Consider the following 26,676-nt stretch of genomic DNA (forward strand, 5'->3'; position numbering starts at 1 on the left):
AGGAAGCTGCGCGCTTCAAGCCACAAACTTGAAGTCAGCCATGTAGGGTGCGCCATGCGCACCGAGGCCGTGCGAGCTTATCCGGTGTGCACTGGTGCGCGGCGCGCCCTACCTCAATTGCGTTTCGGCCAGGGTGCGGCTGCGCGGAATGCGTGTGGCGTCCCAGTTGGCGATGCCCCAGGCCAGCAGCTCGGCAGATGCCGCGCCTTGCAATTCGGCGGGTGGTTGTTGCCCCAGCGCGCGCAGGGCGCGTAGCAGCAGAGGCCCGGCCTGATCGGCGGGTAGTGGTGGCGAGCGGTAGCTCTTGCCCAGCTTGTGCCCGTCCGGCTGAATGATCAGCGGCACGTGCAGGTAACGCGGTTGCGACAGCCCCAGCAGTTCCTGCAGATAGAGTTGGCGCGGGGTGGAGTCGAGCAGGTCGGCGCCGCGCACCACGTCGGTAACACCTTGCCAGGCATCGTCCAGCACCACGGCGAGCTGATAGGCGAACAAGCCGTCGCGCCGGCGAATCACGAAGTCGCGGACTTCACGGCCCAACTGCTGGCGAAATTCGCCCTGCACTCGGTCGATGAAGTGATAGTCCAGCTCTGGCACGCGCAGGCGGATGGCCGCTTCGTGGTCAGGGTGGCAGGCGTTACGGCAGAACCCCGGATAAATGCCGGCGTGGCCTTCGAGCTGCTTGCGCGAGCAGATGCAGGCGTAGGCCAGGCCCTGGCTGAATAGCCGGGCGATCACCGCTGTGTATTCGGCGTGGCGCTCGCTCTGGCGCACCAACTCGCCGTCCCACTCGAAACCGTAGGCTTCCAGCGTGCGCAGAATCGCATCCTGAGCGCCGGGCACTTCCCGTGGCGGGTCGAGGTCTTCCATGCGCAGCAGCCAGCGACCGCCAGCGGCGCGGGCATCGAGGTAGGAGGCGAGAGCGGCGACCAGCGAGCCGAAGTGCAGATAGCCGCTGGGCGTGGGGGCGAAGCGCCCGACATAGGCTGTGTTCATGGAGCTAGAGCCAGAAACAGAGCGGGGCGCCTAAGCGCCCCGTTGTCAGATCAGGAACCGACCTGCTTTTCCTTGATTTCCGCCAGCGTCTTGCAGTCGATGCACAGCGTGGCGGTCGGGCGGGCTTCGAGGCGGCGAATGCCGATCTCTACACCGCAGGAGTCGCACCAGCCGTAATCGTTGTCTTCGATCAGCTGCAGGGTTTCGTCGATCTTCTTGATCAGCTTGCGCTCGCGGTCACGGGCACGCAGTTCCAGGCTGAATTCTTCTTCCTGGCTGGCGCGGTCGGCCGGATCCGGGAAGTTGGCCGCTTCGTCCTGCATGTGGTGCACGGTACGGTCGACTTCCTGCATCAGCTCCAGCTTCCACTTATTGAGGATGCCGGTGAAGTGAGCGCGCATCGGCTCGCTCATGTATTCCTCGCCCTTCTTCTCTGGATAAGGCTCGAAACCACGAATCAGCTGGCTGGTGCTTTTGGCTTTTTCTTTTGTGGGCATGGATGACGCCTCTCACTCTTTCAAATCCATCGCGCAGGTTATTCCATTGCCAGGCGTTTGTCCGGCCCTGCGACTGCAAGCCGGCGAACTTACCAGATCAAATCGGGGCGCGCTACTCCCGGTTGTCTATGCCTTGTCCGGTGTGTGAGCGAAATCCGCAAGGGACTGCTCTGCAAGCGTAGCGGCGCTTTGGCGCCCTTGCCGTGGCCTTGAGCTGCCCTGCTAGAATCCGCGCCTCGCAACCCTGAAGACAGACTCATGGCTCAGCTCTACAGTGCGCGCAGTCGCGCCATCGAACCCTTCCACGTGATGGCCCTGCTGGCGCGTGCCAACGAGTTGCAGGCCGCCGGCCATGATGTGATTCACCTGGAAATCGGCGAGCCGGACTTCACCACGGCCGAGCCGATCATCCGTGCCGGCCAGGCCGCGTTGGCCGCCGGGCACACGCGCTACACTGCGGCCCGCGGCCTGCCGCAGCTGCGTGAAGCCATCGCCGGCTTCTACGCCGAGCGTTACCGGCTGAGCATCGATCCGCAGCGTATTCTGGTTACACCGGGCGGCTCCGGCGCACTGCTGCTGGCCGCCAGCCTGTTGGTCGACCCGGGCAAGCACTGGTTGCTGGCCGACCCGGGCTACCCGTGCAATCGTCATTTTTTGCGCCTGGTCGAAGGCGCCGCGCAACTGGTGCCCGTCGGCCCGGACGTGCGTTACCAGCTCACCCCGCAATTGGTAGAACGGCATTGGGACTCAGGCAGCGTCGGCGCCCTGGTCGCGTCGCCGGCCAACCCGACCGGCACCTTGCTGCACAAGGATGAGCTGGCGGCCCTGTCGACCTGCCTCAAACAGCGTGGCGGTCATCTGGTGGTGGACGAGATCTACCACGGCCTGACCTACGGCTGCGATGCCCCGAGCGTGCTGGAAGTGGACGACGATGCCTTCGTCCTCAATAGTTTCTCCAAATATTTCGGTATGACCGGCTGGCGCCTGGGTTGGTTGGTGGCGCCTGAGGCGGCGGTGCCTGAGTTGGAGAAGCTGGCGCAGAATCTCTATATCAGTGCGCCGAGCATGGCCCAGCATGCCGCGCTGGCCTGCTTTGAACCGGCCACGCTGGCGATCTTCGAAGAGCGGCGTCATGAATTCCAGCGTCGCCGTGACTACCTGCTGCCGGCATTGCGTGAGCTGGGCTTCGGTATCGCCGCCACGCCTGAAGGCGCCTTCTATCTATATGCCGACATCAGCGCCTTTGGCGGCGACGCCTTCGCTTTCTGCCGGCACTTCATCGAAACCGAGCATGTGGCCTTCACCCCGGGTCTGGATTTCGGCCGTTACCAGGCTGGGCACCATGTGCGCTTCGCCTATACGCAGAACGTCGAGCGTCTGCAGCAGGCGGTCGAGCGTATCGCGCGCGGCCTGAAGAGCTGGAAGCCCGATGCGCTTTGATCCGCCGCTGGAGGAAGGGCGGCTGTTGCGCCGCTACAAGCGCTTTCTCGCCGATATCGAGACGGCCAGCGGCGAGCAGATGACCATCCACTGCGCCAACACCGGCTCGATGCTCAACTGCATGAGTGAAGGCTGTCGGGTGTGGTTCAGCCGCAGCAACGATCCCAAGCGCAAGTTGCCGGGCAGTTGGGAAATCAGCGAAACGCCGCAGGGGCGCCTGGCCTGCATCAACACCGCGCGGGCCAACGCGCTGGTGGAAGAAGCGCTGCGTGCCGGCGTGATCAGCGAACTGGCTGGCTTTACCGCGCTCAAGCGCGAGGTGGCTTACGGGGTGGAGAACAGCCGCGCCGATTTTCGTCTGGATTACCCGGACGGGCCGGCCTTTGTCGAGGTCAAGAGCGTGACGCTGGGCTTCGATGGCAGCGATGTGGCGGCCTTTCCCGATGCAGTGACGCAGCGCGGCGCCAGGCACCTACGCGAGCTGGCCGCGCTGGCGCGTGCCGGAGTGCGCACGGTGCAACTGTACTGCGTGAATCTCTCCGGCATTCGCGCAGTGCGCGCCGCCGAGGAAATCGATCCGACCTACGCGGCGGGATTGCGTGATGCCAAGGCTGCGGGGGTGGAGGTGCTGGCCTACGGCGCCGAGCTCAGCCCTGAAGGGATCACCCTGGTCCGCCGGCTGGAAGTCCTTGCGTAGGGTGCGCCGTGCGCACCGGCTACTGCTTTGGGAACGCCGTGCGCACAGCGCATCCTACGGCGCAATCCAGATTCCGTTCGCGTCTTCCTTGCACGCCAGCCTCTGCAGCGCCTGGCCCTCGCACGGGCCAGCCACGCATTCACCGCTCTCGATCAGAAACAGCGCACCGTGAGTCGCGCAGCGGATCAGGCTGCCGCTGTCATCGAGAAAATCGTCTGGCCGCCACTCCAGGGCAATGCCGCGATGTGGGCAGCGGTTGATATAGGCGTGCACCTGACCGTCCCTGCGTACCGCAAGCAGGTTCAACTGGTCGAGCACGAAGCCCCGGCTCTGACCCTCGGCCAGTTCCTGTGGGGCGCACAAGCGAATCATCGCGGTTTCCCGTTAGCGTGAAGGTCGACGACCTCGGATGACCTTCCTCCGGCAGGAAGAAGGTGGCGCATAGCGCCGCAAGACGGGCGAATTATCCCGCAAGAAGGAGGAGGGCGCATCCTTGCGCCAAGTGGAACTCAGAACTGCCAGGAGGCCGACACGCGGAAGGTGCGACCCGGCTCGCTGTAGTAGTCGACCGGTTGAGGTGTGGTGCGGCCGCCAATGCTGGGCACATTGAGGGCGTTCCAGTACTTCTTGTCGAACAGGTTGAACAGACCGGCCTGCAGCCGGACGCCATCCAGCGCTGCCGGTTGCCAGTAACCGGTGAGGTCGACCACGCCATAGCCGGGGGCCTTGAAGTCGCTGTCGTTCTCGACCTTGTCGCGACGGCGGGCGGCGGTCAGCATCAGGTCCGCACCATAGTGCTGCTGGGTGTAGCTGAGACCGAGGGTGCCAGTCAGCGGGGCGACCGAGTTCAGGTGCTGTTTGGTTTCGCGGTCCTTGCCCACGGCCCAGGCGACCGAGCTCCAGGCTTGCCAGGAGGGTGCGAACTGCCAGTGCGCGGTGCCTTCGGCGCCGTAGATACGCACCTTGTCGCGGTTCTCCATCACCTCGAAGAAGGTCGGGAATTCTCCGGCCTGGAAGCCGTAGTCCTCTTCGTTGGCGGTGATGCTGTCGATGAAGTTCTTGTAACGGTTGTCGAACAGGCTGACGGAGCCGCCGAGATGCTTGTCGCCCAGGCGCGCGCCGACTTCGTAGCCGGTGCTTTCCTCGGGCTTGAGGTTGGGGTTGCCGACGCGCGCGTAGCCCATGCCGGAGTTGGTGAAGGTGCTGTACAGCTCGTTGACGTCCGGTGCCTTGAAGCCCTGCGCCCACTGCGCGTAGAGGGTTGCCAGCTCGTGCGCCTGCCAGGTCAGCAGCAGGCTGCCGGCCCAGTTGGAGTCCTTGTTTTCGGTGAGCATCACACTGTCGCCGGCCAGCACGTAACCGCTGGTGCCGCTCTTGGGTTTGTACTCGTAGCGGTCATAGCGCACGCCCGGCGTCAGGGTCAGTGTGTCGCTGAGGGCGATGTCGTCTTTCAGGTAGAGGCCGTACAGGTTGCCCGGCGTCTTCGGCATTTCGGCCTGATTGGTGTGCAGGTTGATGCAGGAAAAGTAGATGCCGGCGGGCGTGCTGTCCGGGCGCGGCGGGAAGGGCGGTACCAGTACGCTGGGGCAGGCATCGTAGCCGCCGCTGTACTGCTCGGCCTCGATGCGGCTCCACTCCGCACCCAGGGTCAGGTTGTGCTGCCCCAGTTGCTTGCCCAGGCTGCCGTTGATGCCGTATTGGGTTTTCTCGATTTCGTTGTTACGGCCGAACGGGCCGGCGAGGGTTCCGGCGCGAGTGGCGTCCACCTCGTCTTCGCGACGCAGCTTCTGCCAGTAGACGATGGTGTCGGCCCAATCCAGCAGGCTGTCGCTGCTCTCGGCACGGTACTGGTGGTCGAAGGACAGGCGCTTGCGCTCGTTGCTCTCGCGGGTTTCATAGTGCCGTGGATAGTTGGCGGTGCCCTGGTTGATGCGGCTGTCCATGTCTTCTGTGCGCTCGAACAGTTCGGCGGTCACACCGACGCGGTGCCCGCCGCCGAGCTTCTGCTGAACCTTGAGCAGCAGGCTGTGCTGATCGGTGTCACTGGGGTTGGCCTCGGTGCGCTGGCTGCCCAGAACATCACGGTTGCCCTGGTTATCGAGCTCGTGCCCCTTGCGCCCGCCAGCCTGGAGCAACCAGGAGGTGTCGTTGAAACGACCGGCCAGCGCGGCATTGAGCCCCCAGCTGCGGTCGGCGCTGTCGTAGTCGTTCTTGATCATTCCGGCGAACTCGTCCTTGTCGCCCAGCAGGTCGTCCGGGTTCAGCGTACGCAATTGCAGCGCTCCGCCGAGGGCGCCTGAGCCAACCTGGCTGGAGTTGGCGCCGCGCACCACGTCGATGGAGGACAGACCCTGGAAGTCGATGCTGTTGAGGCCGCCGTTGACGTCGCGCACGGCGTCGTTCAGCCAGGGCATGCGAATACCATCGAGGGTGGTGAGCACACGGTCGCGGTCCAGACCACGGATGTTGATGCTGTTGTTGCTGCGGTTGTAGTTCAGTCCCGGCTCGGCACGGCGCGACAGGTCATCGAAGCTGCGAATCTGTCGGCGTTCCAGCGTCTGGGCGTCGGTCTGGGTCGTGGTCGGCAGCGGTTGCTTGGCCGCCACTCCAGTGACCTCGACAGCGGGTAGCTCGGCTGGCGTTTCAGCCAGAGCCAGCGAAGGGCACAGCAACAGCAGCGCGAGCCAGGAGCGGCGAGCGAGGGGCGGGCGAACGTGCATGGTGATACTCCGGTGCATGTGTGGCAGCTCTGCGACTGCCTGGTTGGCGACGGCGCAAGACGTTAACCAGATTACTTATTTGATGCAAATAATTCTCAGGTAGATTATCGTTCTCTCAAATTGCACTGCCGTGTCGGTACGCGTTCGCGTCGCCGACGGTGGTGGTAACTGCCCGTGAGAGAGGAAATCCCGATGAGTACCGCAAATAACTTGGCAGCCCCGGCTGCTGGTCTTTACCAGGCCTGGCAAACGCTGCGTGATGAGCAACCCCGTCTGCGCGCCCGGGAAGCAGCGGCGCAGCTAGGTGTCAGCGAGGCCGAGTTGACCGCTAGCCGCCTGGGCATCGACGCGCAGCGCTTGCGCCCGGATTGGGCCGCGCTGCTGCCGGCGCTTGGCGAACTCGGTCGGGTCATGGTGCTGACGCGTAACGAGCATTGCGTCCATGAGAGCAAGGGGCTGTACCGTGAAGTGAGCGTTGCCGCATCCGGGCAGATGGGCCTGGTGGTGTCTGCCGACATCGACCTGCGCCTGTTCCTCGGTGGTTGGGCCAGCGTGTTCGCCATCGCCGAGGAAACCGCCAAGGGCACCCAACGCAGCATCCAGGTGTTCGACCAGCAGGGCGTCGCCGTGCACAAGGTCTACCTGACCGAGCACAGCAAGTTAAGCGCCTGGCAGCCGTTGGTCGAGCGTTTCGCCGGCGAGCAGAATGCCGAGCTGCAATTGCTGCCACCGCCAGCCGCACCAGCGCGCAAGGCCGATGCGGAGGTCGACAGCCAGGCGCTGCGTGAGGGCTGGGCGACGCTGCAGGACACCCACCATTTTTTCGCCCTGCTGAAAAAGCATGAAGTCGCGCGTACCCAGGCGTTGCGCCTGGCGGGTGAGCAATGGGCGCAGCCGCTGGCGACCTCCGAGCTGACAGTGCTGATGGAGCAGGCCGCTGCCCGTGAAGTGCCGATCATGGTGTTCGTCGGTAACCGTTACTGCATCCAGATTCACACCGGCTCGGTGCACAATCTGCGCTGGATGGACAGCTGGTTCAACGTACTCGACCCCGATTTCAACCTGCACCTGCAGACCCGTGGTGTGGTCGAGCTGTGGCGCGTGCGCAAGCCCAGCGTCGATGGCGTGATCACCAGCCTGGAAGCCTTCGATGCCGAGGGCGAGCTGGTCGTCCAGCTGTTCGGCGCTCGCAAGCCTGGCATGGCTGAGCGTGATGACTGGCGCGAGCTGGCCGAGTCGCTGCAGGTGCTGGCCTGATCCGTGCCGGATCCCCGCTGGGGCCGGTCGATGTCACGTTCGAGGAGTCGAGACCATGCGTCTTGCGAATATTCTGGGCGGCCTGGCGGCTGTCCTGCTGTTTCCCAATCTGGCGCTTGCAGAGCCATTGCCGCAGCGCTGGGTGAGTTCCGGTGGTGCCCTGAGTGAGTGGGTGGTGTTGCTGGGCGGCGAGAGCAAACTGGTGGGTGTCGATACCACCAGTCGTCATCCGGCGTCGCTGACCAAGCTGCCCAGCGTCGGTTATCAACGGCAACTGGCTGCCGAGGGCATTCTCGCCCTGCGCCCGGACCTGCTGCTGGGCAGCGAGGAGATGGGCCCGCCACCGGTGCTCGAGCAACTGGCAGCAGCCGGCGTACGTATCGAACGTCTGACGGCGCGCGCGGAGCTGGACAGCCTGCAAGCCAACCTGAAACGTCTGGGCCAGTTGCTCGGGGATGAAGCGGCAGCGCAACGCGCCTTCGCCGATTACCAGGCGCGTCTGCAGACTCAGCAGCAGTGGGTCGAGCAGGCCCAGCGCAGCCAGGAAGCGCCCGGTGTGTTGCTGTTGCTCGGGCACGCCGGTGGCAGCCCGTTGGTGGGCGGCGTCGATACTGTGGCCGATTGGCTGATCAGTCGCGCCGGTGGGCGCAACCTGGCCAGTCACAATGGCTACAAGGCGCTGTCCAGCGAAGCGCTGCTGGCGCTCGATCCGCAGGTCGTGGTGGTCGCTGATCGTGCTCTTGAAGGCGATGCTGCTAGGCAGGCCCTGCTGCAGCAGAACCCGGCGCTGGCCGGTACGCGTGCGGCGCGCGAGGGGCGTTTGCTAACGCTCGACCCGACCCTGCTGGTCGGCGGTCTTGGACCGCGTGTGCCGGATGGGCTGGCGATGCTCGGCGCAGGCTTTTATCCTGCCAGCCACTCTCTGACAGCTGAAGCCAAACGCGCGCCATGACCTCACCTCTTTCGACGCGCCCATTGTTCATCGCACTGGGCCTGCTGCTCGTGCTTGCGCTGTGGCTCTCGCTGGCGCTCGGCCCGGTCAGCCTGCCGCTGGGCGACACTCTGCGTGCCGCGCTGCGTCTGCTGGGCGTGCCGCTTGCAGCTGATGCGTCGGTGCAGCAGGCGGAACTGATCCTGGCGCAGATCCGTATGCCGCGCACGCTGCTTGGGCTCGCCGTGGGTATGGTGCTGGCGCTCTGTGGTGTGGCGATGCAGGGGCTGTTTCGCAACCCTCTGGCGGACCCTGGCCTGGTCGGCGTTTCCAGCGGTGCCGCGCTGGGCGCTGCGGTGGCCATTGTTGGCGGCGCCGCGTTCGGCGGTTTGCCCGAAGCCTTCGCGCCTTATCTACTGTCGGCCTGTGCCTTCGTCGGTGGCTTGCTGGTGACGGCGCTGGTCTACCGCCTGGGTCGGCGTGATGGGCAGACCCACGTGGCGACCATGTTGCTGGCCGGCATTGCCCTGACCGCACTCGCTGGCGCGGCCATCGGCCTGTTCACCTACCTGGCTGACGATGCGACGTTGCGTACCCTGACGTTCTGGAACCTGGGGAGTCTCAATGGCGCCAGTTACGCACGGCTCTGGCCGTTGTTGCTGGCAACGCTGGCCGTGGCGCTATGGTTGCCGCGGCGGGCACGAGCGCTGAACGCGCTGCTGCTGGGCGAGTCGGAGGCGCGCCACCTCGGTTTCGATGTGGAGCGCCTCAAGCGCGAGCTGGTGTTCTGCACGGCGCTGGGTGTCGGCGCTGCAGTAGCCGCCGCCGGCCTGATCGGCTTTATCGGGTTGGTGGTTCCGCACCTGATGCGGCTGCTGGTCGGCCCCGATCATCGCTTGCTGTTACCGGCATCCGCACTGGCCGGTGCCAGCCTGCTGCTGCTGGCTGATCTGGTTGCACGCCTGGCGTTGGCACCTGCCGAGTTGCCGATCGGCATCGTCACGGCGCTGATCGGCGCACCGTTCTTTCTTTATCTGTTGGTGCGGGGGCGAAGCTGATGCTGCAGGTCGAACGGTTGGAAGTTCGCCGCGGGCCCTGTGTGGTGCTCAGTGACATCGATCTGCAGCTGCGTCCAGGCGAAGTGCTGGGTGTGCTGGGGCCGAATGGTGCGGGCAAGAGCACCTTGCTGGCAGCGCTGACCGGCGAGTTGCCGGCCAGTGCCGGGCAGGTGACGCTGGAGCAGCGCGCGCTCGATGAATGGTCGGGGCCGGAGCGTGCCCGGCGGCTTGCAGTGCTACCGCAGAGTTCGAGCCTGAATTTCGCCTTCCGCGTCGAGGAGGTGGTCGCCATGGGCCGTCTGCCTCACGACAGCGGTCGCGTGCGCGATGCGCAGATCATCCTGGAGGCGCTGCACGCAGCTGATGCAGCGCACTTGGCCGGGCGCAGCTATCTTGCCCTGTCCGGCGGTGAGCGTCAGCGCGTGCACCTGGCGCGAGTGCTGGCGCAGCTGTGGCCGGGCGGCGAGGGGCAGATTCTGCTGCTCGACGAGCCAACCTCGATGCTCGACCCCCTGCATCAGCACACCTGCCTGCAGGCGGTTCGTCGTTTGGCTGAATCCGGTGCGGCGGTGCTGGTGATTCTCCATGACCTCAATCTGGCTGCGCGTTACTGTGATCGCCTGTTGTTGCTGGAGCAGGGCAGGGCGCATGCGCTGGGCACGCCTGCCGAGGTGTTGCGGGCCGAGCCGCTGCAGGCCGTTTTCGGCCTGGAGGTGCTGGTGCAGACTCACCCCGAGCGCGGCCATCCCCTGATCGTCGCACGCTGAGCCTTGGAGAGTTCGATGCGAGTGGTTCTGCTGAGTTGTCTGATGCTGCTGGCCGCCTGCCAGAGTCGATATGCGCTACCGCCCCCGGCGCCGCTCGCTCCGCTGGGCCGCGAGCACGCCGACCTGGGTCGTATCGTCGATCTTGCCAGTGGGCAAACCATCAGCCCTGAGCAGTTGCTGAGTCGCCTGGCGCCGGCCCAGCGGGTGTTGGTCGGCGAACAGCATGACAATCCCGATCACCATGCCGTGCAGCTCTGGCTGTCGCGTGAGCTATCCCGGCAACGCCCGCAGGGCAGTATGTTGATGGAGATGCTCAATCCCGATCAGCAGAGCAGGGTCGATCAGGCCCAGGCCGCTGCACGCACAGGGCAGGTGCCTGCAGATCCGTTCGACGCGCTGGCCTGGCAGTCGGGATGGGGCTGGTCGCTGTACGGACCGCTGGTGCTACATCAGTTGCGTCAACCTTATCCCCTGCTCGCGGCCAATCTGGACCGTGCCGAGATCATGCAGATCTACCGCCAGCGCCCGACCTTGCAGGGCGAGCGCTCCAGTGCAGGCGAGGTGCAAGCGCGTTTGCTGGCGTATATCCGTGAATCGCACTGCGATTTGCTGCCGGACAGCCAGTTGCCGGCGATGCTCGCCGTGCAGCAGCAGCGCGACCGGCGCATGGCCGAGGCGCTGTTGGCCGCACCGCAGCCAAGCCTGCTGCTGGCTGGCGCCTTTCACGTGCGCAAGGACCTCGGCGTGCCGCTGCACCTGGGTGATCTCGATGCGCAGACCGGCAATGTGGTGCTGATACTGGCTGAGGTCGGTCGTGCGGTGGACGCGTCCATGGCTGACTACGTCTGGTTCACCGCCGCGCAGCCTGCGCAGGATCACTGCGCCAAACTGCGACCCTAGCCGCCTTTCGCAGGCAGGCCGCAAGGTATCCTCGGCGCTTTGCCGCTCTGGAGCCTGCCCTATGTCCACTGACGTCCGCGACCTGCTGCAAGGTTATTTCAACGCCCTCAATGATCGGGATATTCGCGCCTGCCTGGCACGGGTCAGTGACGAGCTGATTCTGGAGCCCAATCAGGGGTTCGCCGAGCACGGGCGCGACGCCTTCGCTGCTTTTCTCGAGCGGCAACTGCATTGCTATCGCGAGACGGTCGATGCATTGGTGATTCTGGCCGAACCACAGGGGCGGCATGCTGCCTGCGAGTACCGCGTCATTGGCGAGTACCTGGCGACCGACGATGGGCTGCCGGAGGCCTGCGGGCAGCGTTACGAGATGCGGGCGGGCGCGTTCTTCGAAATCGGCAATGGGCTGATCACGCGCATCAGTCTGCATTTCAACCTGCCGGACTGGCTGGCGCAGGTCGACGATTGAATCCGGCTAGGGGCATCGGCTGGAGACAGCGGGACGGACGTTCGTCCAGGCAAAAAAAGACCCGGCAAGAGCCGGGTCAATAACCGTGATTAGCCTGATGAGGAGATAATCTGAAGAGTCCGACTGAATGGTCTCTTTAGCTTATCGGCTGATCTCGCGATCAGTTGAGGTAATAATAACAATTCTCATTTTCATAGTCAACGCCCTTTTGAGAATTTTTCTCAGAAAGTTTTTGCCGAGCTCAGAAATGCAAAACCCCGGCGATGGCCGGGGTTGGTCGAGACCAAATGAAGGCTCAGGGCTCGCCGGGCAGGCGCAGCTGAGTCACTTCCTTGTTCAGCAGGTCGATGCGTCGGGCCATGCTCTCGATCAGGCTGTGAGCGATGCGCGGGTTACTCTGCATCAGGCTGAGGAACTGCTCCTTGGGGATCACCATGACCGTGCAAGGTTCGCTGGCGACCACCGTGGCGCTACGCTTCTCGCGCGTGAACACTGCCATGGCACCGAAGATTTCGTCCTTCTGCACGTCACCGACCTTCTGGCCGTCGACGTAGGCCTCGGCGTGGCCCTCGATGATGATGAACACGTGGTCGGCTTCATCGCCCTGGTGAATCAGTTCCTCACCGGCAGCGAAATGCTGGAAGCCAGTCGCCGGACGGATCTCCGGTTGTTTCAGGCGTGCCAGTGCGTCGGACAGCAGGGCAGTATGGCCGATCAGGTATTGAATGAACTGTTCCTGGCGCTGCTCGCTCGCATAGATGTGTTGGAACACGTCACTGCGCGAATAGGGAATCAGGCTGATGGGTTCTTCACTGCTGTAGCGGCAGGAGGGCAGATCGATGCCCTGACGCAGGCCGACCAGATCGCCTTCCTGCAGATAGAACAACGGGCGCTCGTCGACCAGCGCATGCAACAAGCCATTCTCGATGATGAATAGCTGATTGCCTGGCAGTACCTGAGCCAGGTCATCGACACGTTCCAGGCGCAGTGGCTCACCCGCGGGTTGCAGCCCTTCCAGCAGCTGAGTGGGGATACTCTGTAGGCGGTTGATCAACTGATCGGCGTAGGCCGGTTGCTCCCCGAGTAAATACATAACCGTAATTCCTTGAACTGGCTGGGCTGGCTGACCACACGAAGGTCCCTGAAACAATAGGCTGTGCGGCTCTTCGAGTAAATCACCTTGCACTGGTGTTGTGAGCTAGCTCTTGTTGTGGCTCTGGGCTTCGTCCAGCTTGCCGTTCAGTTCGGCCTTGTGCGCCGCAGGTAGCTCACTCCAATGCACATCGAGCAGCGCGCCCTCGATGGCGTAAAGCAGCACCTTGGAGGCACGGAAGCCACGCGCCCTGACCGCGCGATAGGCGCCGACAGCGCCGTAGCGGCGCAAGTCGTTAGCGCTGTGAATACCCACAGCGTGTAGCCACTGTGCCGAAGTCTTGCCCAGGTTCTTCAGGTGTTGCAGTTCGTCGTTCATCGGGCCTCCATGCGTGCGGGTGAAAGGTTCACGTTGGCGTGCCTGCCAAAAAGTGTAGCGGCCAATTGCCTGGGCCTGAGTGGCGCATACCGTGGTGTGTGCGCTGCTACTTGGTGCGATAACGCAGGCGCGTGCCGAAATTCACCGACATGAGAATTTCATCGGCGGTCAGTTCGACGGGAAAGTAGGCGCCGGAGATCTGTGCGTGGGCCAGGCTGGCGCCTTCGATCTTGGCGTTACGGAAGTCCAGGCCGCGCAGGTCGGCGCCGCGAAAATAGGCGTCGGTGAAGTTGATCGCGTCGGTGTCCATGTTGCGCAGGTCGAGCCCGCGAAAGTCGCCGCCAGACAGGTCGACTTCGACACCCTTGGGCTTCTGCGCATTGAAGCCCTTCACGTCGTCGTTATGCAGGAGGTGGTAGAGCGGATGATCAAGCTGGCGTGGCTGGCTCATGGCAGATACCGGTGGTGGTCTCACCGGCAGTATAGAAGCCCTGCCAGGGTTTGCCTGGCAGGGTGAAGCCATGGGTCAAGGGCGCGACGATGCTCAGATCCCTGGCAGACGCTGGCGAATACGTTCGACCAGGCTGTCCAGGCTTGCACTGTCGTGTGTATCGACGCGCTTGCTATGGCTCTGCTCCTCGTCGTCGAGTGGTTCGCGACTGGTTTGCTGGGCCTGGATAACGTCCAGCGTCGCATCGGACGGGTCCTGGTCTTCGATCTGGCGCTGCTCCAGCCAACTGGCGATGACGGCTTGCGGCGCATGGCAGTCGAGAATCAGGAACGGCACACCAGTCTCTTCAGCGACTTCGCTGGCAGCCTGGCGTTGCGCTGACTTGAGATAGGTTGCGTCGATCACCACAGGAAAGCCTGCCAGTAGTGTCTGGCGCGCCAACTGGTGCAGGCGTTGGTAAGTCGCCTGGCTGGCGTCGCTGCTGTAGATGCCGGCGCTTAACTGGTCCTTGGCTTCGGCACTTTGCTCGCCAAACAGGCGCTTGCGCTCGATGTCGGAGCGCAGGCGAATGGTGCCCAGTGCTTCGACCAGGCGCATGGCGACATGGCTCTTACCGACAGCGGATACGCCATGGGTGATGGCCAGGAAGGGCGATGGAATGGCGCTGTAGCTCTCCGCCAGAGCGGCGTAGCCACGGTACTGGCGCAGGATCACTGCTCGCTGCACCGAGTCCTGTTCCTGACCCAGGCGGAACAACGCGACTTTGCCACGAACCATGGCGCGGTAGGCCTTGTAGAAATTCAGCAGTTGCAGGGCTGCATAGTCGCCGGTGCGTTCCAGCCAGCCGCTGATGAAGCGGCGTGCCAGGCACTTGAGGCCGCGGTCTTCGAGGTCCATCGCGAGGAAGGCGATATCGGCGGTGACGTCGGTAAAACGGAAGGGTTCGTTGAACTCGATGCAGTCGAACAGCACCACGTGACCATCGATCTGGGCGGCGTTGCCCAGGTGAATGTCACCGTGGCATTCGCGGATGAAGCCCTGCGTCTTGCGTTCGTTCAGTAGTGGTTGCAGGCGTTCGTAGCTGGACTGAGCCCAGGCCTCGAGGGCGTCGAGTTGCTGCAGGTCTGCCTGCTCGCTGAGCATTGGACGAATCTGCTCGAAATTTTGTTGCACCGGAACCATTACCGCTTCGGCAGTGCCTAGCGGATGATCCTGCGGTACCTTCGGTGCGTTCAGGTGAAAAGTGGCGATCTGCTCGGCCAGGGCGTCGATATGGGCGTCGTTCAGTTCGCCGCGGGCCTGAATGGCGCTGAGCAGTTGCTCCTGCGGAAACTGGCGCATTTTCAGTGCATATTCGATGGCTGGCGTGCCGCCGTCGAAGCTGGGTGCGTCTTCACTGCCGCTGATCGGCAACACGTCCAGATACAAATCCTTGGTCAATCGCTGGTTGAGGCGCAGCTCTTCTTCGCAGAAATGACGGCGTGCATCGAGCTCGGTGAAATCGAGAAAACCGAAGTTGACCGGTTTTTTGATCTTGTAGGCGTATGGGCCAGTGAGCAAAACCCAGGAAATGTGGGTCTCAATGACCTGAAACCCATCCACAGGGTGCGGATACAGGGCCGGGTTCTGCAATGCGGCAATCAGGGCTTGGCTCACGTTCGATCCTTGTTCTAGACGCTGTTCGAGCTGGGCATTATGGCCGCTGTGAGCTGCTCTGCAAACCATCCGGGCGGCCTGCTGGCCCCTATGTAAAGTGCGTATAATCCCGCCATGACTCGAAAACGCTCCCCCCGCTCAAACAAAAAATCCCGCTCGTCCGGCATGCGTCCCTGGCTTGCATGGGGCCTCAAGCTCGGTCTGGTTGGCCTGGTGATCCTGGCTGGCTTTGCCGTTTACCTCGATGCCGTGGTGCAGGAAAAATTCTCCGGCAAGCGCTGGACCGTGCCCGCAAAGGTTTACGCCAGACCGCTGGAGCTCTTCGTGGGCCAGAAGTTGGCCAAGGATGACTTCCTGCGCGAACTCGACGCCCTGGGCTATCGCCGTGAAAGCACGGTCAATGGACCTGGCGCGGTATCGGTGGCGGGTAACAACATCGAACTTAACAGTCGCGGCTTTCAGTTCTACGAGGGCGCCGAGCCCGCACGGAAAGTCCGAGTGCGCTTCTCTGGCGATTATGTGGCCGGGCTGACCCAGGCCGATGGCAGCAATCTGGCGGTGGCGCGGCTGGAACCGATGCTGATTGGCGGGCTTTACCCGGCGCACCAGGAAGATCGCATTCTGATCAAGCTGGATCAGGTGCCGGCCTATCTGATCGATGCATTGGTGGCGGTCGAGGATCGCGACTATTTCGAACACTTCGGCGTATCACCCAAGGGTATTGCCCGCGCGCTGTGGATCAACGCGTCCTCCGGTCGCCTGGTGCAGGGCGGCAGCACCCTGACCCAGCAGTTGGTGAAGAACTTCTACCTGACCAACGAGCGTACCCTGCTGCGTAAGGGCACCGAAGCGATGATGGCGGTGCTGCTGGAGCTGCATTACGACAAGCGCGAGATTCTCGAAGCCTATATGAACGAGGTGTTCCTCGGTCAGGACGGGCAGCGCGCCGTGCATGGCTTCGGTCTCGCCAGCCAGTACTTCTTCAGTCAGCCGGTATCCGAACTGAAGCTGGAGCAGGTCGCGTTGCTGGTGGGCATGGTCAAAGGCCCCACCTACTTCAACCCGCGGCGCAATCCCGAGCGTGCGCTGGCGCGCCGCAATCTGGTACTCGACCTGCTTGCCGAACAAGGCTCGATCACCCCCGAAGAAGCCGCGACGGCCAAACAGAAGCCGCTCGGCGTGAGCGCGCGCGGCAGCATGGCTGACAGCTCGTTCCCGGCGTTCCTCGACCTGGTCAAGCGTCAGTTGCGTGAGGATTATCGTGAGCAGGATCTGACCGAAGAAGGCCTGCGCATCTTCACCAGTTTCGATCCGATTCTGCAGCTCAAGGCTGAAGAGGCGCTGGCCGAGACGCTCAAGCGCCTGGCCGGACGCAAAGGCGTAGATGAAGTGCAGGCCGGTATGGTCGTGACCAACCCCGAGACTGGGGAAATTCAGGCATTGATTGGCAGCCGTCAGCCGCGGTTTGCTGGCTTCAACCGAGCGCTGGACGCCGTGCGGCCGATAGGTTCGCTGATCAAGCCGGCGATCTACCTGTCGGCGCTGGAGCGTCCCAGCCAGTACACCCTGACCAGTTGGCTGGAGGATGAACCCTTCTCCATCAAGGGGCAGGACGGCCAGGTCTGGACGCCGCAGAACTATGACCGCAAGGCTCACGGCACCATCTACCTGTATCAGGGGCTGGCGCACTCCTACAACCTGTCTACGGCCAAGCTCGGCCTGGAGATCGGCGTGCCCAATGTGCTCAAGACTCTCGAGCGATTGGGCGTCGAGCGCAAGTGGCCGGCCTATCCGTCGATGCTGCTCGGTGCTGGGGCTCTGACGCCGATGGAAGTGGCAGGCATGTACCAGACCCTGGCCAACGGGGGGTTCAACACGCCGTTGCGCGGTATTCGCAGCGTATTGACCGCGGACGGCGAGCCGCTCGGGCGCTATCCATTCAAGATCCAGCAACGTTTTGATCCGGGAGTCATTTACCTGGTGCAGAACGCCATGCAGCGCACCATGCGTGAAGGCACGGGGCGTTCGGTGTACAGCCAACTGCCCAGCTCGCTGAATCTGGCGGGCAAGACCGGCACCAGTAACGACTCGCGTGACAGCTGGTTCGCTGGCTTCAGTCAGGATCTGCTGTCGGTGGTGTGGCTGGGGCGCGATGACAATGGCCCAACCCCGCTGACCGGTGCGACCGGTGCGCTGCAGGTCTGGACCGGCTTTATGCGCAAGGCTGATCCCCTGCCGCTGGATATGCCGATGCCGGACAACGTCACCCAGGCTTGGGTGGATCGTCAGACGGGTCTGGGCTCGGCTTCGGGCTGCCCGAATGCGGTACAGATGCCTTATATTCGCGGCAGTGAACCTGCCCCGGGCTCCGCTTGTGGTATCCAGGCACCTGTCGAGTCGGTGATGGATTGGGTCAAGGGTTGGTTGGAATAACGGCCGAGTCGAGTGGCTCGGTGTTACCTGAAGAGGATTGGATGTGAACAAGAAGTGGCTTGCCACGATGCTGGCAACAGCGGTTCTGAGTGGTTGCAGTACGGTGCCGCAGGGTTCGATTCCGGTGATCGATGCCGGCTCTCCGCTATCGTCGGGTGGTTCTGGTCCGTCGACCAGCCCAGCCCCCGCAGCTACGCCGCAGCGTATTGAGGAAGACTCCGGGGTTGTCGTGATGGTGCCGCAGGGTGCGGTCTCCACGCCGCTGCAGACAGACTCACAGCCGATCACCTCCAGTGGCGGCCTGACCTTTGATCCACCCGTGAGCAGTCAACCTTCTGCGCCGAGCCAAGGCAGTTTTGGTTCCTCGGCACCGAGCGTGCCCAGTGGCATTCCCAGCGGCGGTGGCCTGGCGGCCGACGAGCAACTGGATGGACCGGTTCTCGCGCTGCTGACCACTGCTCAACAGCAGCAGGGCGGTGGCGATCTGAATGGTGCCGCCTCCAGCCTGGAGCGTGCCCAGCGCATCGCACCGCGTGAGCCGCAGGTACTCTACCGCCTTGCCGAGGTACGTATGGCTCAAGGCGATGCAGCGCAGGCCGAGCAACTGGCACGTCGTGGTCTGACTCAAGCCAGTGGCCGCCCGGCACTGCAGGCCAGCCTGTGGGATCTGATTGCCCGCGCTCGCGAGGGGCAGGGTGATCCCGCTGGTGCTGCCCAGGCCCGTGAGCGCGCACGAGTCAATCTCTGATGGATGCTCGCGTGAGCGCACTGGCCGAACACTTGCTGCTGATCGAGCGTGAGTTGCGGGTGCTGGGTTGGTGGCAGGAGGAGGCGCCCAGCGCCGAGGCCCTTGCCAGCCCGGAGCCGTTCTGTGTCGATACGCTGGCGTTCGAGCAATGGCTGCAGTGGATTTTTCTGCCGCGAATGAAAGTGCTACTGGAAAGCGGCGCTGCCTTGCCGTCGGTGTCGGGTATTCAGGCGATGGCCGAGATGGTCTATCAGCAGCAGCCGGGCATTGCGCGCCGGCTGCTTGAATTACTCGGCGAGTTTGATCGCCTGATCACGCGCACGCCCTGAGGGTATGCGCGTAGTCCATTACTTGCAGTTTTCTGCGATGGACTTCTTCAGTTCGGTGATGCGTTCCTGGCGCTCGTTCTCGTCGATGCGGCGAACCTCGCCACCATCCTCGATGCGCAGGCGAGGATTGTTCTCAAGCTGAGCCAGGTTGGTGCGAGCTGTCTCGCAGTACTGCTTACGCTCGGCTTCCTGCTTCGCCACATATTCCTTGACCTTCTTGTCGATGGCAGCCTGCTCGGGGTCGAGCTGTTCATCGAAACTGGGTGCCGGCTCACTGGGTGCCGGTCGGGGAGGTGGTGCTGCAGTATTGATGGTCGTGGCCTGTTGGCCCTGCGGAGGTTGCGCGCCAAAGTGGGTCACGCCTTTGTCATCTACCCACTTGTACACCTGGCTGGCCATGGCGGACGTGCTCAACGCGAGCATCAAGGTGCCAGTAAGAATCATGTGGCGCATGCTGTTTCCTTTATCGAGAGCGGCGGTGCTGATGGTTACTATAACCAAAAGCCGGCTATCTTCATCCTGCGCTGCGTCACAGCAGCAGGTTGAATAATAGGTTAGCCATCGCTTGACTTGCCCTCGCCGAACCCGAACAATTCAGCCTGCCCCCGTAGTGGAGTCCGCCGCAAGCGTCCTTCAGCTCGGGGAAAAGAGGCGCTACCCGCGCCGAACCGTGACACCCGCAACGCGTTACCTCGCGCTGGGAGGGCCAGCCCCGCAAGACCATGGGCTGCTCCGTTACTCGTCAAGCTGATGTTTCGAATCCACGATCACCGTCGTGCGTGTCCGCTGACAGTAAGAACCTACTTAGGGCTGCCCGTTGGCGGGTGGCATACTGGCGTTCAAGAGGTGAACAACGTGGAGCTTTTATCCGGCGCTGAAATGGTCGTCCGCTTCCTGCGTGACGAAGGCGTTAAGCATATCTATGGGTACCCTGGCGGTGCTCTCCTGCACATTTACGATGCCCTGTTCAAAGAGCCGGAAGTGACTCACATCCTGGTGCGTCATGAACAGGCAGCGACCCATATGGCTGACGGCTATGCCCGCGCCACCGGCAAGGCCGGTGTGGTGCTGGTGACCTCTGGCCCTGGCGCGACCAATGCCATCACCGGTATTGCGACTGCCTACATGGATTCCATTCCGATGGTGGTGATCTCCGGCCAGGTGCCGAGCGCCATGGTCGGCACCGATGCCTTCCAGGAAACCGACATGGTCGGTATTTCCCGCCCGATCGTGAAGCACAGCTTCATCATCAAGCACCCGTCGGAAATCCCCGAGGTGCTGAAGAAGGCGTTCTATCTCGCCGAGTCCGGTCGTCCCGGTCCGGTCGTGGTCGACATTCCGAAAGACATGGGCGATCCGACCCAGAAGTTCGAATACGTCTATCCGAAGAAGGTCAAGCTGCGCTCCTACAGTCCGGCGGTACGTGGTCACTCCGGCCAGATCCGCAAGGCGGCCGAGATGCTGCTGGCCGCGAAGCGTCCGGTCATGTACTCCGGCGGTGGCGTGATCATGGGCGGTGCCTCTGCGCCGCTTACCGAGCTGGCGCAGATGCTCAACCTGCCGGTGACCAACACCCTGATGGGCCTCGGCGGCTATCCGGGTACCGACCGCCAGTTCATCGGCATGCTCGGCATGCACGGCAGCTACACCGCCAACCTGACCATGCACCATGCTGACGTGATTCTGGCCGTCGGTGCGCGCTTCGATGACCGCGTGATCAACGGTGCGGCCAAGTTCTGCCCCAACGCCAAGATCATTCACATCGACATCGATCCGGCTTCGATCTCCAAGACCATCAAGGCTGACATCCCGATCGTTGGCCCGGTGGACAGTGTGCTGAGCGAAATGGTCGCCATCCTCAAGGAAATCGGCGAAACCCCGAACAAGGACACCGTTGCCAGCTGGTGGAAGCAGATCGAAGAGTGGCGCGGTAGCGGCCGTCTGTTCCCTTACAACGAGGGCGACGGTTCGATCATCAAGCCGCAGACCGTGATCGAAACCCTGTGCGACGTGACCAAGGGCGATGCTTTCATCACCTCCGATGTGGGTCAGCACCAGATGTTCGCGGCGCAGTACTACCGCTTCAACAAGCCCAATCGCTGGATCAACTCCGGCGGCCTGGGCACCATGGGCTTCGGTTTCCCGGCCGCAATGGGCATCAAGCTGAACTTCCCGGAAGCCGATGTGGCATGCGTCACCGGTGAGGGCAGCATCCAGATGAACATCCAGGAGCTGTCGACCTGTCTGCAGTACGACCTGCCGGTGAAGATCGTCAACCTGAACAACGGTGCCCTCGGCATGGTCCGCCAATGGCAGGACATGCAGTACAACAGCCGTTATTCGCACTCCTACATGGAGTCGCTGCCGGACTTCGTCAAACTGGCTGAGGCTTATGGCCATGTCGGTATGCGCATCACTTCGCTGAAGGACCTCAAGCCCAAGCTGGAGGAAGCCTTTGCTTTGAAGAATCGCTTGGTGTTCCTCGACATCGCGGTGGATTCCAGCGAGCACGTCTATCCGATGCAGATCAGAGACGGTGCGATGCGTGACATGTGGCTGAGCAAGACGGAGCGGACCTAAGATGCGACACATCATTTCCCTGCTGCTGGAAAACGAGCCGGGCGCCCTGTCGCGCGTGGTTGGTCTGTTCTCCCAGCGTAACTACAACATCGAAAGCCTCACCGTTGCGCCAACCGAGGATCCGACGCTGTCGCGCCTGACCCTCACCACCGTTGGGCAGGATGAGGTGATCGAGCAGATCACCAAGAACCTCAACAAACTGGTCGAGGTAGTCAAGCTGGTCAACCTGTCGGAAAGCGCCCATATCGAGCGCGAGCTGATGCTGGTCAAGATCAAGGCCACTGGCGCTCAGCGTGCCGAGGTCAAGCGTACTACCGACATCTTCCGCGGCCAGATCGTGGATGTGACCAGCAGCGTCTACACCGTGCAGCTGACTGGTACTAGCGACAAACTGGATAGCTTTATCCAGGCCGTCGGCACTGCATCGATCCTGGAAACTGTACGCAGTGGCGTCACCGGTATCGCACGTGGCGACAAGGTACTGAGTATCTGATCGTCATGGTGAAAAAAGCCCCGCCTGGTGCGGGGCTTTTTATTGCCCGAAATTCAGCGTTGGCGATTCCAGAAAGCGGCGATCAGCGGGGCCTTGAGGCGTTTTTCCAGCGCGAACAGACCAATGTCATAAGCGGTTAGCGGTGGCTGGATGTCGTAGATGCGAATGCGTGCGGTCAGTGGGCTGTTGTCCAGTACGATCTGCGGCACCACCCCGATACCGAAACCCAGGCTGACCATACTGACGATCGCTTCGTTGCCGCTGACCTGGGCATAGATGCGCGGCTTGATGTTGTGGCTTTTCAGCCAGCGATCGGTACGTGTCCGTGCCAGGCCCTCTTCCGAAAGAATCATCGGCACATCTTTCCAATTCTCCGCCGTTGGATGCCTCAGTTGTTCCTCGTTCAGCAGTTGAGGCGCTTGGGGGCCGATAAAGCGCAAGTCAGAGCGCGTGATCGACTGAAACTTGACCCCGACCGGCAGGCTGTCGGGCAGGGCGCCGATGGCCAGGTCTTCCAGCCCTTGTTGCACGCGCTCCACTGCTTTCGCGGGATCGCCGGTATGCAGTTTCATTTCGATGCGCGGGTAGTCCTGACGAAAGCTACTGAGGATGTCGTAGAGGAAGCTGTAGCTCGCGGTGACCGAGCAGTACAGCGACAGCTCGCCGTGCAGATTCAACTGGTCCTGCATGAAGGTCTGGCGAATCGCCTGCCAGCCATTGATGACCTCGCTCGCGTACTCGCGAAACTGCTGGCCCTCGCGGGTCAGGCGGACTGAGCGGTTGTCGCGAACGAACAGCGCAGCGCCGACTTCGTCCTCTAGCTGCTTGATGCTACGGCTGAGCGCAGAAGGGCTGACATGCTGCTCGCGGCTGGTTCGACCGAAGTGCAGGTTGTCAGCCAGGGAGAGAAAAAGCCTGAGAGAGTGACTGTCCATTTATATTTCATAAATCGGCATGTGGTGTTGCAAATATATCATTTTACGCAATGGTTCGAATCACTTAAGGTCTCTCTGTCGCGGTGCTCCGCACCCCATCCCTTTCGATACACAAGAGCCAAGAACATGAAAGTTTATTACGACAAAGACTGTGACCTCTCGATCATCCAGGGCAAGAAAGTTGCCATCATCGGCTACGGCTCCCAGGGCCACGCTCAGGCGTGCAACCTGAAAGACTCCGGCGTCGACGTCACCGTCGGTCTGCGTAAAGGCTCCGCTACCGTTGCCAAGGCTGAAGCCCATGGCCTAAAAGTCGCTGACGTGGCTTCCGCCGTCGCCGCTGCCGACCTGGTAATGATCCTGACCCCGGACGAATTCCAGGGCCAGCTGTACAAGAACGAGATCGAGCCGAACATCAAGAAGGGCGCCACCCTGGCCTTCTCCCACGGCTTCGCCATCCACTACAACCAGGTCGTACCGCGTGCCGATCTCGACGTGATCATGATCGCGCCGAAGGCTCCGGGCCACACCGTTCGCACCGAATTCGTCAAAGGCGGCGGCATCCCTGACCTGATCGCTGTTTACCAGGACGCTTCCGGCAATGCCAAGAACGTTGCCCTGTCCTACGCCTCGGGCGTTGGCGGCGGCCGTACCGGCATCATCGAAACCACCTTCAAGGACGAGACCGAAACCGACCTGTTCGGTGAGCAGGCCGTTCTCTGCGGCGGTACCGTCGAACTGGTCAAAGCCGGTTTCGAAACCCTGGTCGAAGCTGGCTACGCGCCGGAAATGGCCTACTTCGAGTGCCTGCACGAACTGAAGCTGATCGTCGACCTCATGTACGAAGGCGGCATCGCCAACATGAACTACTCGATCTCCAACAACGCCGAGTACGGCGAGTACGTCACCGGCCCGGAAGTGATCAACGCCGAATCCCGCCAGGCCATGCGCAACGCACTCAAGCGCATCCAGGACGGCGAATACGCCAAGATGTTCATCAGCGAAGGTGCCACTGGCTACCCATCGATGACCGCCAAGCGTCGTAACAACGCCGCTCACGGTATCGAAGTCATCGGTGAGCAACTGCGTTCGATGATGCCGTGGATCGCTGCCAACAAGATCGTCGACAAGGCCAAGAACTAAGGTCTGCGATGTGCGAAAGAACGCGGCTTTATGCCGCGTTTTTTCATTCTGGGGCGAGGCTTCTGGTATAAAGCCAGCTCGCTGATTGGCGAACTGAGTTCAGTCGTCCCGGTCGAAATTTGTCAAACCCGTTGCAAGGTGCTGTTCATGAGTGAAGGTCCCGAGGATCAAAAGCCGGCTGGCGATAATCTGGAAAGCCTGCTGCCGATCGACGAGCACATAGAGGAAGGGCAGGACGCGGAAGGGCGCAAGGTGCGTCACCGTGGTATTTACCTGCTGCCCAATCTGTTCACCACGGCAAACCTGTTCGCCGGTTTCTACTCCATCATCAACGCGATGAACGGCAACTTCTATGTGGCTGCTGCCGCTGTGTTCGTCGCTATGGTGCTTGATGGTCTGGACGGCCGCGTGGCGCGTTTGACCAATACGCAAAGTGCGTTTGGCGCCGAGTACGACTCGCTTTCCGATATGGTGGCCTTCGGAGTTGCACCAGCTCTGCTCGCATTCGAATGGGCGCTGGGTAGCATGGGCAAGGTAGGCTGGATGGTCGCCTTCATCTATGTTGCTGGCGCAGCCTTGCGCCTGGCGCGCTTCAACACGCAGATCGGTAGCGTCGACAAACGTTACTTCATCGGCCTAGCCAGTCCGGCGGCGGCGGGTGTGGTTGCCGGTACGGTGTGGGCGTTCAGCGATTTCGGTATCAAGGGCTCGAACATGTCCTTTGCGGTGGCGCTGCTGGTCGCTGCTGCAGGGTGCCTGATGGTCAGCAACATCAAGTACTACAGCTTCAAGGACCTGGACCTGAAAGGGCGCGTACCTTTCGTGGCCATTCTGGCCGTGGTGCTGGTGTTCGCGGTGGTGTTCAGCGATCCGCCCCGTATCCTGCTGCTTATCTTCCTGGCTTACGCAGCCTCCGGTCCGATTCAGTACCTGTTGCAATTGCGTCGTCGTAAATCTGTCTGACGCTGTAATTTCTCCTGCACTCCGTGGTCTACAGTTCGTTTCTCGAACTGTAGTCGCGGAGTCGCCATGCTCATCCGAGTACCTCCCTCTTCTCGGGCTCTTGAGTCCGAAGTCACCCCGGAATCCGTTTACCTTTCCCGTCGCAAGCTGATGCAGGGCTCGCTGGCGCTGGCTGCGATGGCGGCTATGCCCGGTTGGGCCAGTGCCGAAGCTCAAGGGCGCTACAGTGATGTCGAGCCCGCCAAGGCGCCTGGCTGGTTCGAAGAGAAACTGGCGGCCACGCGCTGGCAAGCGATTACGGCTGAAGGTGAAAGCATCACGCCGTTCAAGGACGCGACGCACTACAACAACTTCTATGAGTTCGGCACAGGTAAGGGCGATCCGGCGGCCAATGCCGGCAAGCTGCAGGTCGAGCCCTGGACGGTGATGGTCGATGGCGAGGTGGGCAAGCCGGGGCGCTATGCCATCGAGGATCTGGTCAAGCCGCATGCGTTCGAAGAGCGCATCTATCGACTGCGCTGTGTCGAGGCCTGGTCCATGGTAATTCCCTGGTTGGGCTTTCCTTTGGCCGAACTGCTCAAGCAGGTCGAGCCCACCTCATCGGCTCGTCATGTGCGTTTCGAAACGCTGATTGATCGTGAGCGCATGCCGGGCCAGCGCTCGGGGTTCTCTCTGATCGATTGGCCTTATGTGGAAGGCTTACGTCTGGACGAGGCCATGCATCCTTTGGCCTTCATGGCTGTCGGTATGTACGGCCGAGTGCTGCCGAACCAGAACGGCGCTCCCTTGCGTCTGGTGGTGCCTTGGAAATATGGCTTCAAAAGCATCAAATCCATCGTACGCATCAGCCTGGTGAGCGAGGCGCCTAAAACTACCTGGGAGCGCATTGCGCCGAACGAGTACGGCTTCTATGCCAACGTCAATCCGCAGGTGGATCATCCGCGCTGGTCTCAAGCAACCGAGCGGCGTCTGCCCAGCGGGTTGTTCAGCCCCAATGTGATTGATACACGGATGTTCAATGGCTATGAGGAGGTCGCTGACCTCTACGCGGGAATGGATCTGTCGAGGTACTACTGATGCGCTACAGGCTCTGGCGCGTCAGCGTATTCCTGGCTGCATTGGTACCGCCGCTGTATTGGCTGTACTGCGCCGTCTTCAATTTGCTGGGGCCTGACCCCGGTAAGGTGCTAGTGGATAATCTGGGGCTCGGTGCTCTGATCCTTCTGTTGATCACCTTGGCAATGACACCGCTGCAGCAGTTGACCCGCTGGAGCGGTTGGATCGCCGTGCGCCGACAGTTAGGTCTATGGTGCTTTGCCTACGTAACGCTGCACCTGTCCGGCTATATGCTGTTTATCGCCGGGTTGCGTCTGGATCTAGTGCTTCGCGATCTTTCCGAGCGTCCTTACATCATCGTTGGGGCGCTGGCGTTCATTGGCTTGCTGGCATTGGCTGTTACCTCGAATCGTTTCAGCATCAGAAGACTGGGGCGCAAGTGGAAGGCTCTGCACCGTCTGGTCTACGTCATCCTGTTGCTGGCCTTGCTGCATATGCTTTGGGTGGTGCGTGCGGATCTGGGTGAGTGGCTCGCTTATGCGCTCATCGGTGGGTCGCTGCTGCTGATGCGTGTTTCTGCAGTGGCAACTGGGTTGCAGCGAGCTGGCGTCCTTTGGCGAGAAAATCCGAAGAAAGTTGAAATATAAGCTTGACGCATATTCTGCTGGATGTAGAATGCGCGCCACTTC

27 protein-coding genes are annotated in these 26,676 nt (G+C 62.1%); 17 read left to right on the top strand and 10 right to left on the bottom strand.

Going from position 1 to position 26,676, the window contains the following annotated elements:
- Positions 1 to 108: 108 nt before the first annotated feature.
- Both gluQRS and dksA read right to left on the bottom strand, forming a co-directional pair.
- Positions 109 to 993 (bottom strand): tRNA glutamyl-Q(34) synthetase GluQRS, encoded by an 885-nt coding sequence (gluQRS, locus tag CXP40_RS21690; protein WP_106735406.1) that lies wholly within the window; start codon positions 991 to 993, stop codon positions 109 to 111.
- 50 nt (positions 994 to 1,043) lie between these two features.
- Positions 1,044 to 1,490 (bottom strand): RNA polymerase-binding protein DksA, encoded by a 447-nt coding sequence (dksA, locus tag CXP40_RS21695; protein ID WP_099526079.1) that lies wholly within the window; start codon positions 1,488 to 1,490, stop codon positions 1,044 to 1,046.
- Positions 1,491 to 1,748: 258 nt separating this feature from the next.
- Between dksA and CXP40_RS21700 the strand changes: the two genes are divergently transcribed.
- Positions 1,749 to 2,930 (top strand): pyridoxal phosphate-dependent aminotransferase, encoded by a 1,182-nt coding sequence (locus CXP40_RS21700; RefSeq protein ID WP_099526078.1) that lies wholly within the window; start codon positions 1,749 to 1,751, stop codon positions 2,928 to 2,930.
- The gene (gene sfsA, locus CXP40_RS21705) at positions 2,920 to 3,627 is read left to right on the top strand and encodes a DNA/RNA nuclease SfsA (protein WP_106735407.1); all 708 of its coding nucleotides are present in this window, start codon (positions 2,920 to 2,922) and stop codon (positions 3,625 to 3,627) included. The genes CXP40_RS21700 and sfsA overlap by 11 nt, the downstream gene beginning before the upstream one ends.
- A 54-nt stretch (positions 3,628 to 3,681) precedes the next feature.
- On the opposite strand, the gene CXP40_RS21710 is transcribed toward sfsA, so the two are convergent.
- Positions 3,682 to 3,999: a Rieske (2Fe-2S) protein gene (locus CXP40_RS21710; protein WP_041980719.1), complete on the bottom strand. Its 318-nt coding sequence runs from the start codon at positions 3,997 to 3,999 to the stop codon at positions 3,682 to 3,684.
- 137 nt (positions 4,000 to 4,136) lie between these two features.
- Positions 4,137 to 6,347: a TonB-dependent hemoglobin/transferrin/lactoferrin family receptor gene (locus CXP40_RS21715; RefSeq protein WP_106735408.1), complete on the bottom strand. Its 2,211-nt coding sequence runs from the start codon at positions 6,345 to 6,347 to the stop codon at positions 4,137 to 4,139.
- Positions 6,348 to 6,539: 192 nt separating this feature from the next.
- Here CXP40_RS21715 and CXP40_RS21720 point away from each other — a divergent pair, with 192 nt between their 5' ends.
- The 6 genes from CXP40_RS21720 to CXP40_RS21745 all read left to right on the top strand — a co-directional run bounded on the left by CXP40_RS21720 (position 6,540) and on the right by CXP40_RS21745 (position 11,729).
- Complete coding sequence (locus tag CXP40_RS21720; RefSeq protein ID WP_106735409.1) at positions 6,540 to 7,604, top strand: hemin-degrading factor; 1,065 nt, start codon at positions 6,540 to 6,542, stop codon at positions 7,602 to 7,604.
- A gap of 55 nt (positions 7,605 to 7,659) precedes the next feature.
- Positions 7,660 to 8,556: a hemin ABC transporter substrate-binding protein gene (locus tag CXP40_RS21725; RefSeq protein WP_106735410.1), complete on the top strand. Its 897-nt coding sequence runs from the start codon at positions 7,660 to 7,662 to the stop codon at positions 8,554 to 8,556.
- Positions 8,557 to 8,606: 50 nt separating this feature from the next.
- A complete protein-coding gene (locus CXP40_RS21730; protein ID WP_177429705.1) occupies positions 8,607 to 9,593 on the top strand; it encodes an iron ABC transporter permease in 987 nt (328 codons plus the stop codon).
- Positions 9,593 to 10,360, top strand: a complete 768-nt coding sequence (locus CXP40_RS21735) for a heme ABC transporter ATP-binding protein (protein WP_106735412.1) — start codon at positions 9,593 to 9,595, stop codon at positions 10,358 to 10,360. Before CXP40_RS21730 ends, CXP40_RS21735 begins: the two co-directional genes overlap by 1 nt.
- A gap of 15 nt (positions 10,361 to 10,375) precedes the next feature.
- Positions 10,376 to 11,260 (top strand): ChaN family lipoprotein, encoded by an 885-nt coding sequence (locus CXP40_RS21740; protein ID WP_106735413.1) that lies wholly within the window; start codon positions 10,376 to 10,378, stop codon positions 11,258 to 11,260.
- Between the two features lie 61 nt (positions 11,261 to 11,321).
- Positions 11,322 to 11,729: a nuclear transport factor 2 family protein gene (locus CXP40_RS21745; RefSeq protein ID WP_106735414.1), complete on the top strand. Its 408-nt coding sequence runs from the start codon at positions 11,322 to 11,324 to the stop codon at positions 11,727 to 11,729.
- A gap of 295 nt (positions 11,730 to 12,024) precedes the next feature.
- Here CXP40_RS21745 and CXP40_RS21750 read toward each other — a convergent pair whose 3' ends face one another.
- The 4 genes from CXP40_RS21750 to CXP40_RS21765 all read right to left on the bottom strand — a co-directional run bounded on the left by CXP40_RS21750 (position 12,025) and on the right by CXP40_RS21765 (position 15,307).
- Positions 12,025 to 12,822 (bottom strand): cyclic nucleotide-binding domain-containing protein, encoded by a 798-nt coding sequence (locus CXP40_RS21750; protein WP_106735415.1) that lies wholly within the window; start codon positions 12,820 to 12,822, stop codon positions 12,025 to 12,027.
- 105 nt (positions 12,823 to 12,927) lie between these two features.
- Entirely contained in the window at positions 12,928 to 13,200 is a 273-nt protein-coding gene (locus CXP40_RS21755) for a TfoX/Sxy family protein (RefSeq protein WP_099526068.1), read from the bottom strand.
- A gap of 106 nt (positions 13,201 to 13,306) precedes the next feature.
- Positions 13,307 to 13,651 (bottom strand): pentapeptide repeat-containing protein, encoded by a 345-nt coding sequence (locus CXP40_RS21760; protein WP_099526067.1) that lies wholly within the window; start codon positions 13,649 to 13,651, stop codon positions 13,307 to 13,309.
- Between the two features lie 93 nt (positions 13,652 to 13,744).
- Complete coding sequence (locus CXP40_RS21765) at positions 13,745 to 15,307, bottom strand: bifunctional aminoglycoside phosphotransferase/ATP-binding protein (protein ID WP_106735416.1); 1,563 nt, start codon at positions 15,305 to 15,307, stop codon at positions 13,745 to 13,747.
- A 114-nt stretch (positions 15,308 to 15,421) separates the two neighbouring features.
- On the opposite strand from CXP40_RS21765, the gene mrcB reads away from it, so the two are divergent.
- The 3 genes from mrcB (at position 15,422) to CXP40_RS21780 (ending at position 18,817) form a co-directional block, all read left to right on the top strand.
- Positions 15,422 to 17,740 carry a penicillin-binding protein 1B gene (mrcB, locus tag CXP40_RS21770; RefSeq protein WP_157831704.1) on the top strand — a complete coding sequence of 773 codons (2,319 nt, stop codon included), beginning with the start codon at positions 15,422 to 15,424 and terminating at the stop codon, positions 17,738 to 17,740.
- A gap of 67 nt (positions 17,741 to 17,807) precedes the next feature.
- The gene (locus CXP40_RS21775) at positions 17,808 to 18,488 is read left to right on the top strand and encodes a tetratricopeptide repeat protein (protein ID WP_106735424.1); all 681 of its coding nucleotides are present in this window, start codon (positions 17,808 to 17,810) and stop codon (positions 18,486 to 18,488) included.
- Positions 18,488 to 18,817 carry a YqcC family protein gene (locus CXP40_RS21780; RefSeq protein ID WP_099526064.1) on the top strand — a complete coding sequence of 110 codons (330 nt, stop codon included), beginning with the start codon at positions 18,488 to 18,490 and terminating at the stop codon, positions 18,815 to 18,817. Before CXP40_RS21775 ends, CXP40_RS21780 begins: the two co-directional genes overlap by 1 nt.
- An 18-nt stretch (positions 18,818 to 18,835) precedes the next feature.
- Here the strand turns inward: CXP40_RS21780 and CXP40_RS21785 are convergent, their stop codons facing one another.
- Positions 18,836 to 19,270, bottom strand: a complete 435-nt coding sequence (locus CXP40_RS21785; RefSeq protein WP_106735418.1) for a DUF4124 domain-containing protein — start codon at positions 19,268 to 19,270, stop codon at positions 18,836 to 18,838.
- A 402-nt stretch (positions 19,271 to 19,672) separates the two neighbouring features.
- Between CXP40_RS21785 and CXP40_RS21790 the strand changes: the two genes are divergently transcribed.
- The gene (locus tag CXP40_RS21790) at positions 19,673 to 21,397 is read left to right on the top strand and encodes an acetolactate synthase 3 large subunit (RefSeq protein WP_106735425.1); all 1,725 of its coding nucleotides are present in this window, start codon (positions 19,673 to 19,675) and stop codon (positions 21,395 to 21,397) included.
- Between the two features lies 1 nt (position 21,398).
- Positions 21,399 to 21,890, top strand: a complete 492-nt coding sequence (ilvN, locus tag CXP40_RS21795) for an acetolactate synthase small subunit (RefSeq protein ID WP_003462832.1) — start codon at positions 21,399 to 21,401, stop codon at positions 21,888 to 21,890.
- A gap of 53 nt (positions 21,891 to 21,943) precedes the next feature.
- On the opposite strand, the gene ilvY is transcribed toward ilvN, so the two are convergent.
- Positions 21,944 to 22,825 carry an HTH-type transcriptional activator IlvY gene (ilvY, locus tag CXP40_RS21800; protein WP_106735419.1) on the bottom strand — a complete coding sequence of 294 codons (882 nt, stop codon included), beginning with the start codon at positions 22,823 to 22,825 and terminating at the stop codon, positions 21,944 to 21,946.
- 126 nt (positions 22,826 to 22,951) lie between these two features.
- On the opposite strand from ilvY, the gene ilvC reads away from it, so the two are divergent.
- The 4 genes from ilvC (at position 22,952) to msrQ (ending at position 26,634) form a co-directional block, all read left to right on the top strand.
- Complete coding sequence (ilvC, locus tag CXP40_RS21805; RefSeq protein WP_037001483.1) at positions 22,952 to 23,968, top strand: ketol-acid reductoisomerase; 1,017 nt, start codon at positions 22,952 to 22,954, stop codon at positions 23,966 to 23,968.
- Positions 23,969 to 24,115: 147 nt separating this feature from the next.
- Positions 24,116 to 24,931: a CDP-diacylglycerol--serine O-phosphatidyltransferase gene (gene pssA / locus CXP40_RS21810; RefSeq protein WP_041980762.1), complete on the top strand. Its 816-nt coding sequence runs from the start codon at positions 24,116 to 24,118 to the stop codon at positions 24,929 to 24,931.
- Between the two features lie 66 nt (positions 24,932 to 24,997).
- Positions 24,998 to 26,008: a protein-methionine-sulfoxide reductase catalytic subunit MsrP gene (gene msrP, locus CXP40_RS21815; protein ID WP_106735420.1), complete on the top strand. Its 1,011-nt coding sequence runs from the start codon at positions 24,998 to 25,000 to the stop codon at positions 26,006 to 26,008.
- Entirely contained in the window at positions 26,008 to 26,634 is a 627-nt protein-coding gene (gene msrQ / locus CXP40_RS21820; RefSeq protein WP_106735421.1) for a protein-methionine-sulfoxide reductase heme-binding subunit MsrQ, read from the top strand. Before msrP ends, msrQ begins: the two co-directional genes overlap by 1 nt.
- The last annotated feature ends 42 nt before the right edge of the window (positions 26,635 to 26,676 follow it).

Source organism: Pseudomonas sp. YY-1 (genome assembly GCF_002843095.1).
Lineage (GTDB): Bacteria > Pseudomonadota > Gammaproteobacteria > Pseudomonadales > Pseudomonadaceae > Aquipseudomonas > Aquipseudomonas sediminis_A.

What these genes read in the sequence shown, in the direction of transcription:
- gluQRS (WP_106735406.1), bottom strand. Translation starts at nt 993, where the DNA reads ATGAACACAGCCTATGTCGGGCGCTTCGCCCCCACGCCCAGCGGCTAT.
- dksA (WP_099526079.1), bottom strand. Translation starts at nt 1,490, where the DNA reads ATGCCCACAAAAGAAAAAGCCAAAAGCACCAGCCAGCTGATTCGTGGT.
- CXP40_RS21700 (WP_099526078.1), top strand. Translation starts at nt 1,749, where the DNA reads ATGGCTCAGCTCTACAGTGCGCGCAGTCGCGCCATCGAACCCTTCCAC.
- sfsA (WP_106735407.1), top strand. Translation starts at nt 2,920, where the DNA reads ATGCGCTTTGATCCGCCGCTGGAGGAAGGGCGGCTGTTGCGCCGCTAC.
- CXP40_RS21710 (WP_041980719.1), bottom strand. Translation starts at nt 3,999, where the DNA reads ATGATTCGCTTGTGCGCCCCACAGGAACTGGCCGAGGGTCAGAGCCGG.
- CXP40_RS21715 (WP_106735408.1), bottom strand. Translation starts at nt 6,347, where the DNA reads ATGCACGTTCGCCCGCCCCTCGCTCGCCGCTCCTGGCTCGCGCTGCTG.
- CXP40_RS21720 (WP_106735409.1), top strand. Translation starts at nt 6,540, where the DNA reads ATGAGTACCGCAAATAACTTGGCAGCCCCGGCTGCTGGTCTTTACCAG.
- CXP40_RS21725 (WP_106735410.1), top strand. Translation starts at nt 7,660, where the DNA reads ATGCGTCTTGCGAATATTCTGGGCGGCCTGGCGGCTGTCCTGCTGTTT.
- CXP40_RS21735 (WP_106735412.1), top strand. Translation starts at nt 9,593, where the DNA reads ATGCTGCAGGTCGAACGGTTGGAAGTTCGCCGCGGGCCCTGTGTGGTG.
- CXP40_RS21740 (WP_106735413.1), top strand. Translation starts at nt 10,376, where the DNA reads ATGCGAGTGGTTCTGCTGAGTTGTCTGATGCTGCTGGCCGCCTGCCAG.
- CXP40_RS21745 (WP_106735414.1), top strand. Translation starts at nt 11,322, where the DNA reads ATGTCCACTGACGTCCGCGACCTGCTGCAAGGTTATTTCAACGCCCTC.
- CXP40_RS21750 (WP_106735415.1), bottom strand. Translation starts at nt 12,822, where the DNA reads ATGTATTTACTCGGGGAGCAACCGGCCTACGCCGATCAGTTGATCAAC.
- CXP40_RS21755 (WP_099526068.1), bottom strand. Translation starts at nt 13,200, where the DNA reads ATGAACGACGAACTGCAACACCTGAAGAACCTGGGCAAGACTTCGGCA.
- CXP40_RS21760 (WP_099526067.1), bottom strand. Translation starts at nt 13,651, where the DNA reads ATGAGCCAGCCACGCCAGCTTGATCATCCGCTCTACCACCTCCTGCAT.
- mrcB (WP_157831704.1), top strand. Translation starts at nt 15,422, where the DNA reads ATGACTCGAAAACGCTCCCCCCGCTCAAACAAAAAATCCCGCTCGTCC.
- CXP40_RS21775 (WP_106735424.1), top strand. Translation starts at nt 17,808, where the DNA reads ATGCTGGCAACAGCGGTTCTGAGTGGTTGCAGTACGGTGCCGCAGGGT.
- CXP40_RS21780 (WP_099526064.1), top strand. Translation starts at nt 18,488, where the DNA reads ATGGATGCTCGCGTGAGCGCACTGGCCGAACACTTGCTGCTGATCGAG.
- CXP40_RS21785 (WP_106735418.1), bottom strand. Translation starts at nt 19,270, where the DNA reads ATGCGCCACATGATTCTTACTGGCACCTTGATGCTCGCGTTGAGCACG.
- ilvN (WP_003462832.1), top strand. Translation starts at nt 21,399, where the DNA reads ATGCGACACATCATTTCCCTGCTGCTGGAAAACGAGCCGGGCGCCCTG.
- ilvY (WP_106735419.1), bottom strand. Translation starts at nt 22,825, where the DNA reads ATGGACAGTCACTCTCTCAGGCTTTTTCTCTCCCTGGCTGACAACCTG.
- ilvC (WP_037001483.1), top strand. Translation starts at nt 22,952, where the DNA reads ATGAAAGTTTATTACGACAAAGACTGTGACCTCTCGATCATCCAGGGC.
- pssA (WP_041980762.1), top strand. Translation starts at nt 24,116, where the DNA reads ATGAGTGAAGGTCCCGAGGATCAAAAGCCGGCTGGCGATAATCTGGAA.
- msrP (WP_106735420.1), top strand. Translation starts at nt 24,998, where the DNA reads ATGCTCATCCGAGTACCTCCCTCTTCTCGGGCTCTTGAGTCCGAAGTC.
- msrQ (WP_106735421.1), top strand. Translation starts at nt 26,008, where the DNA reads ATGCGCTACAGGCTCTGGCGCGTCAGCGTATTCCTGGCTGCATTGGTA.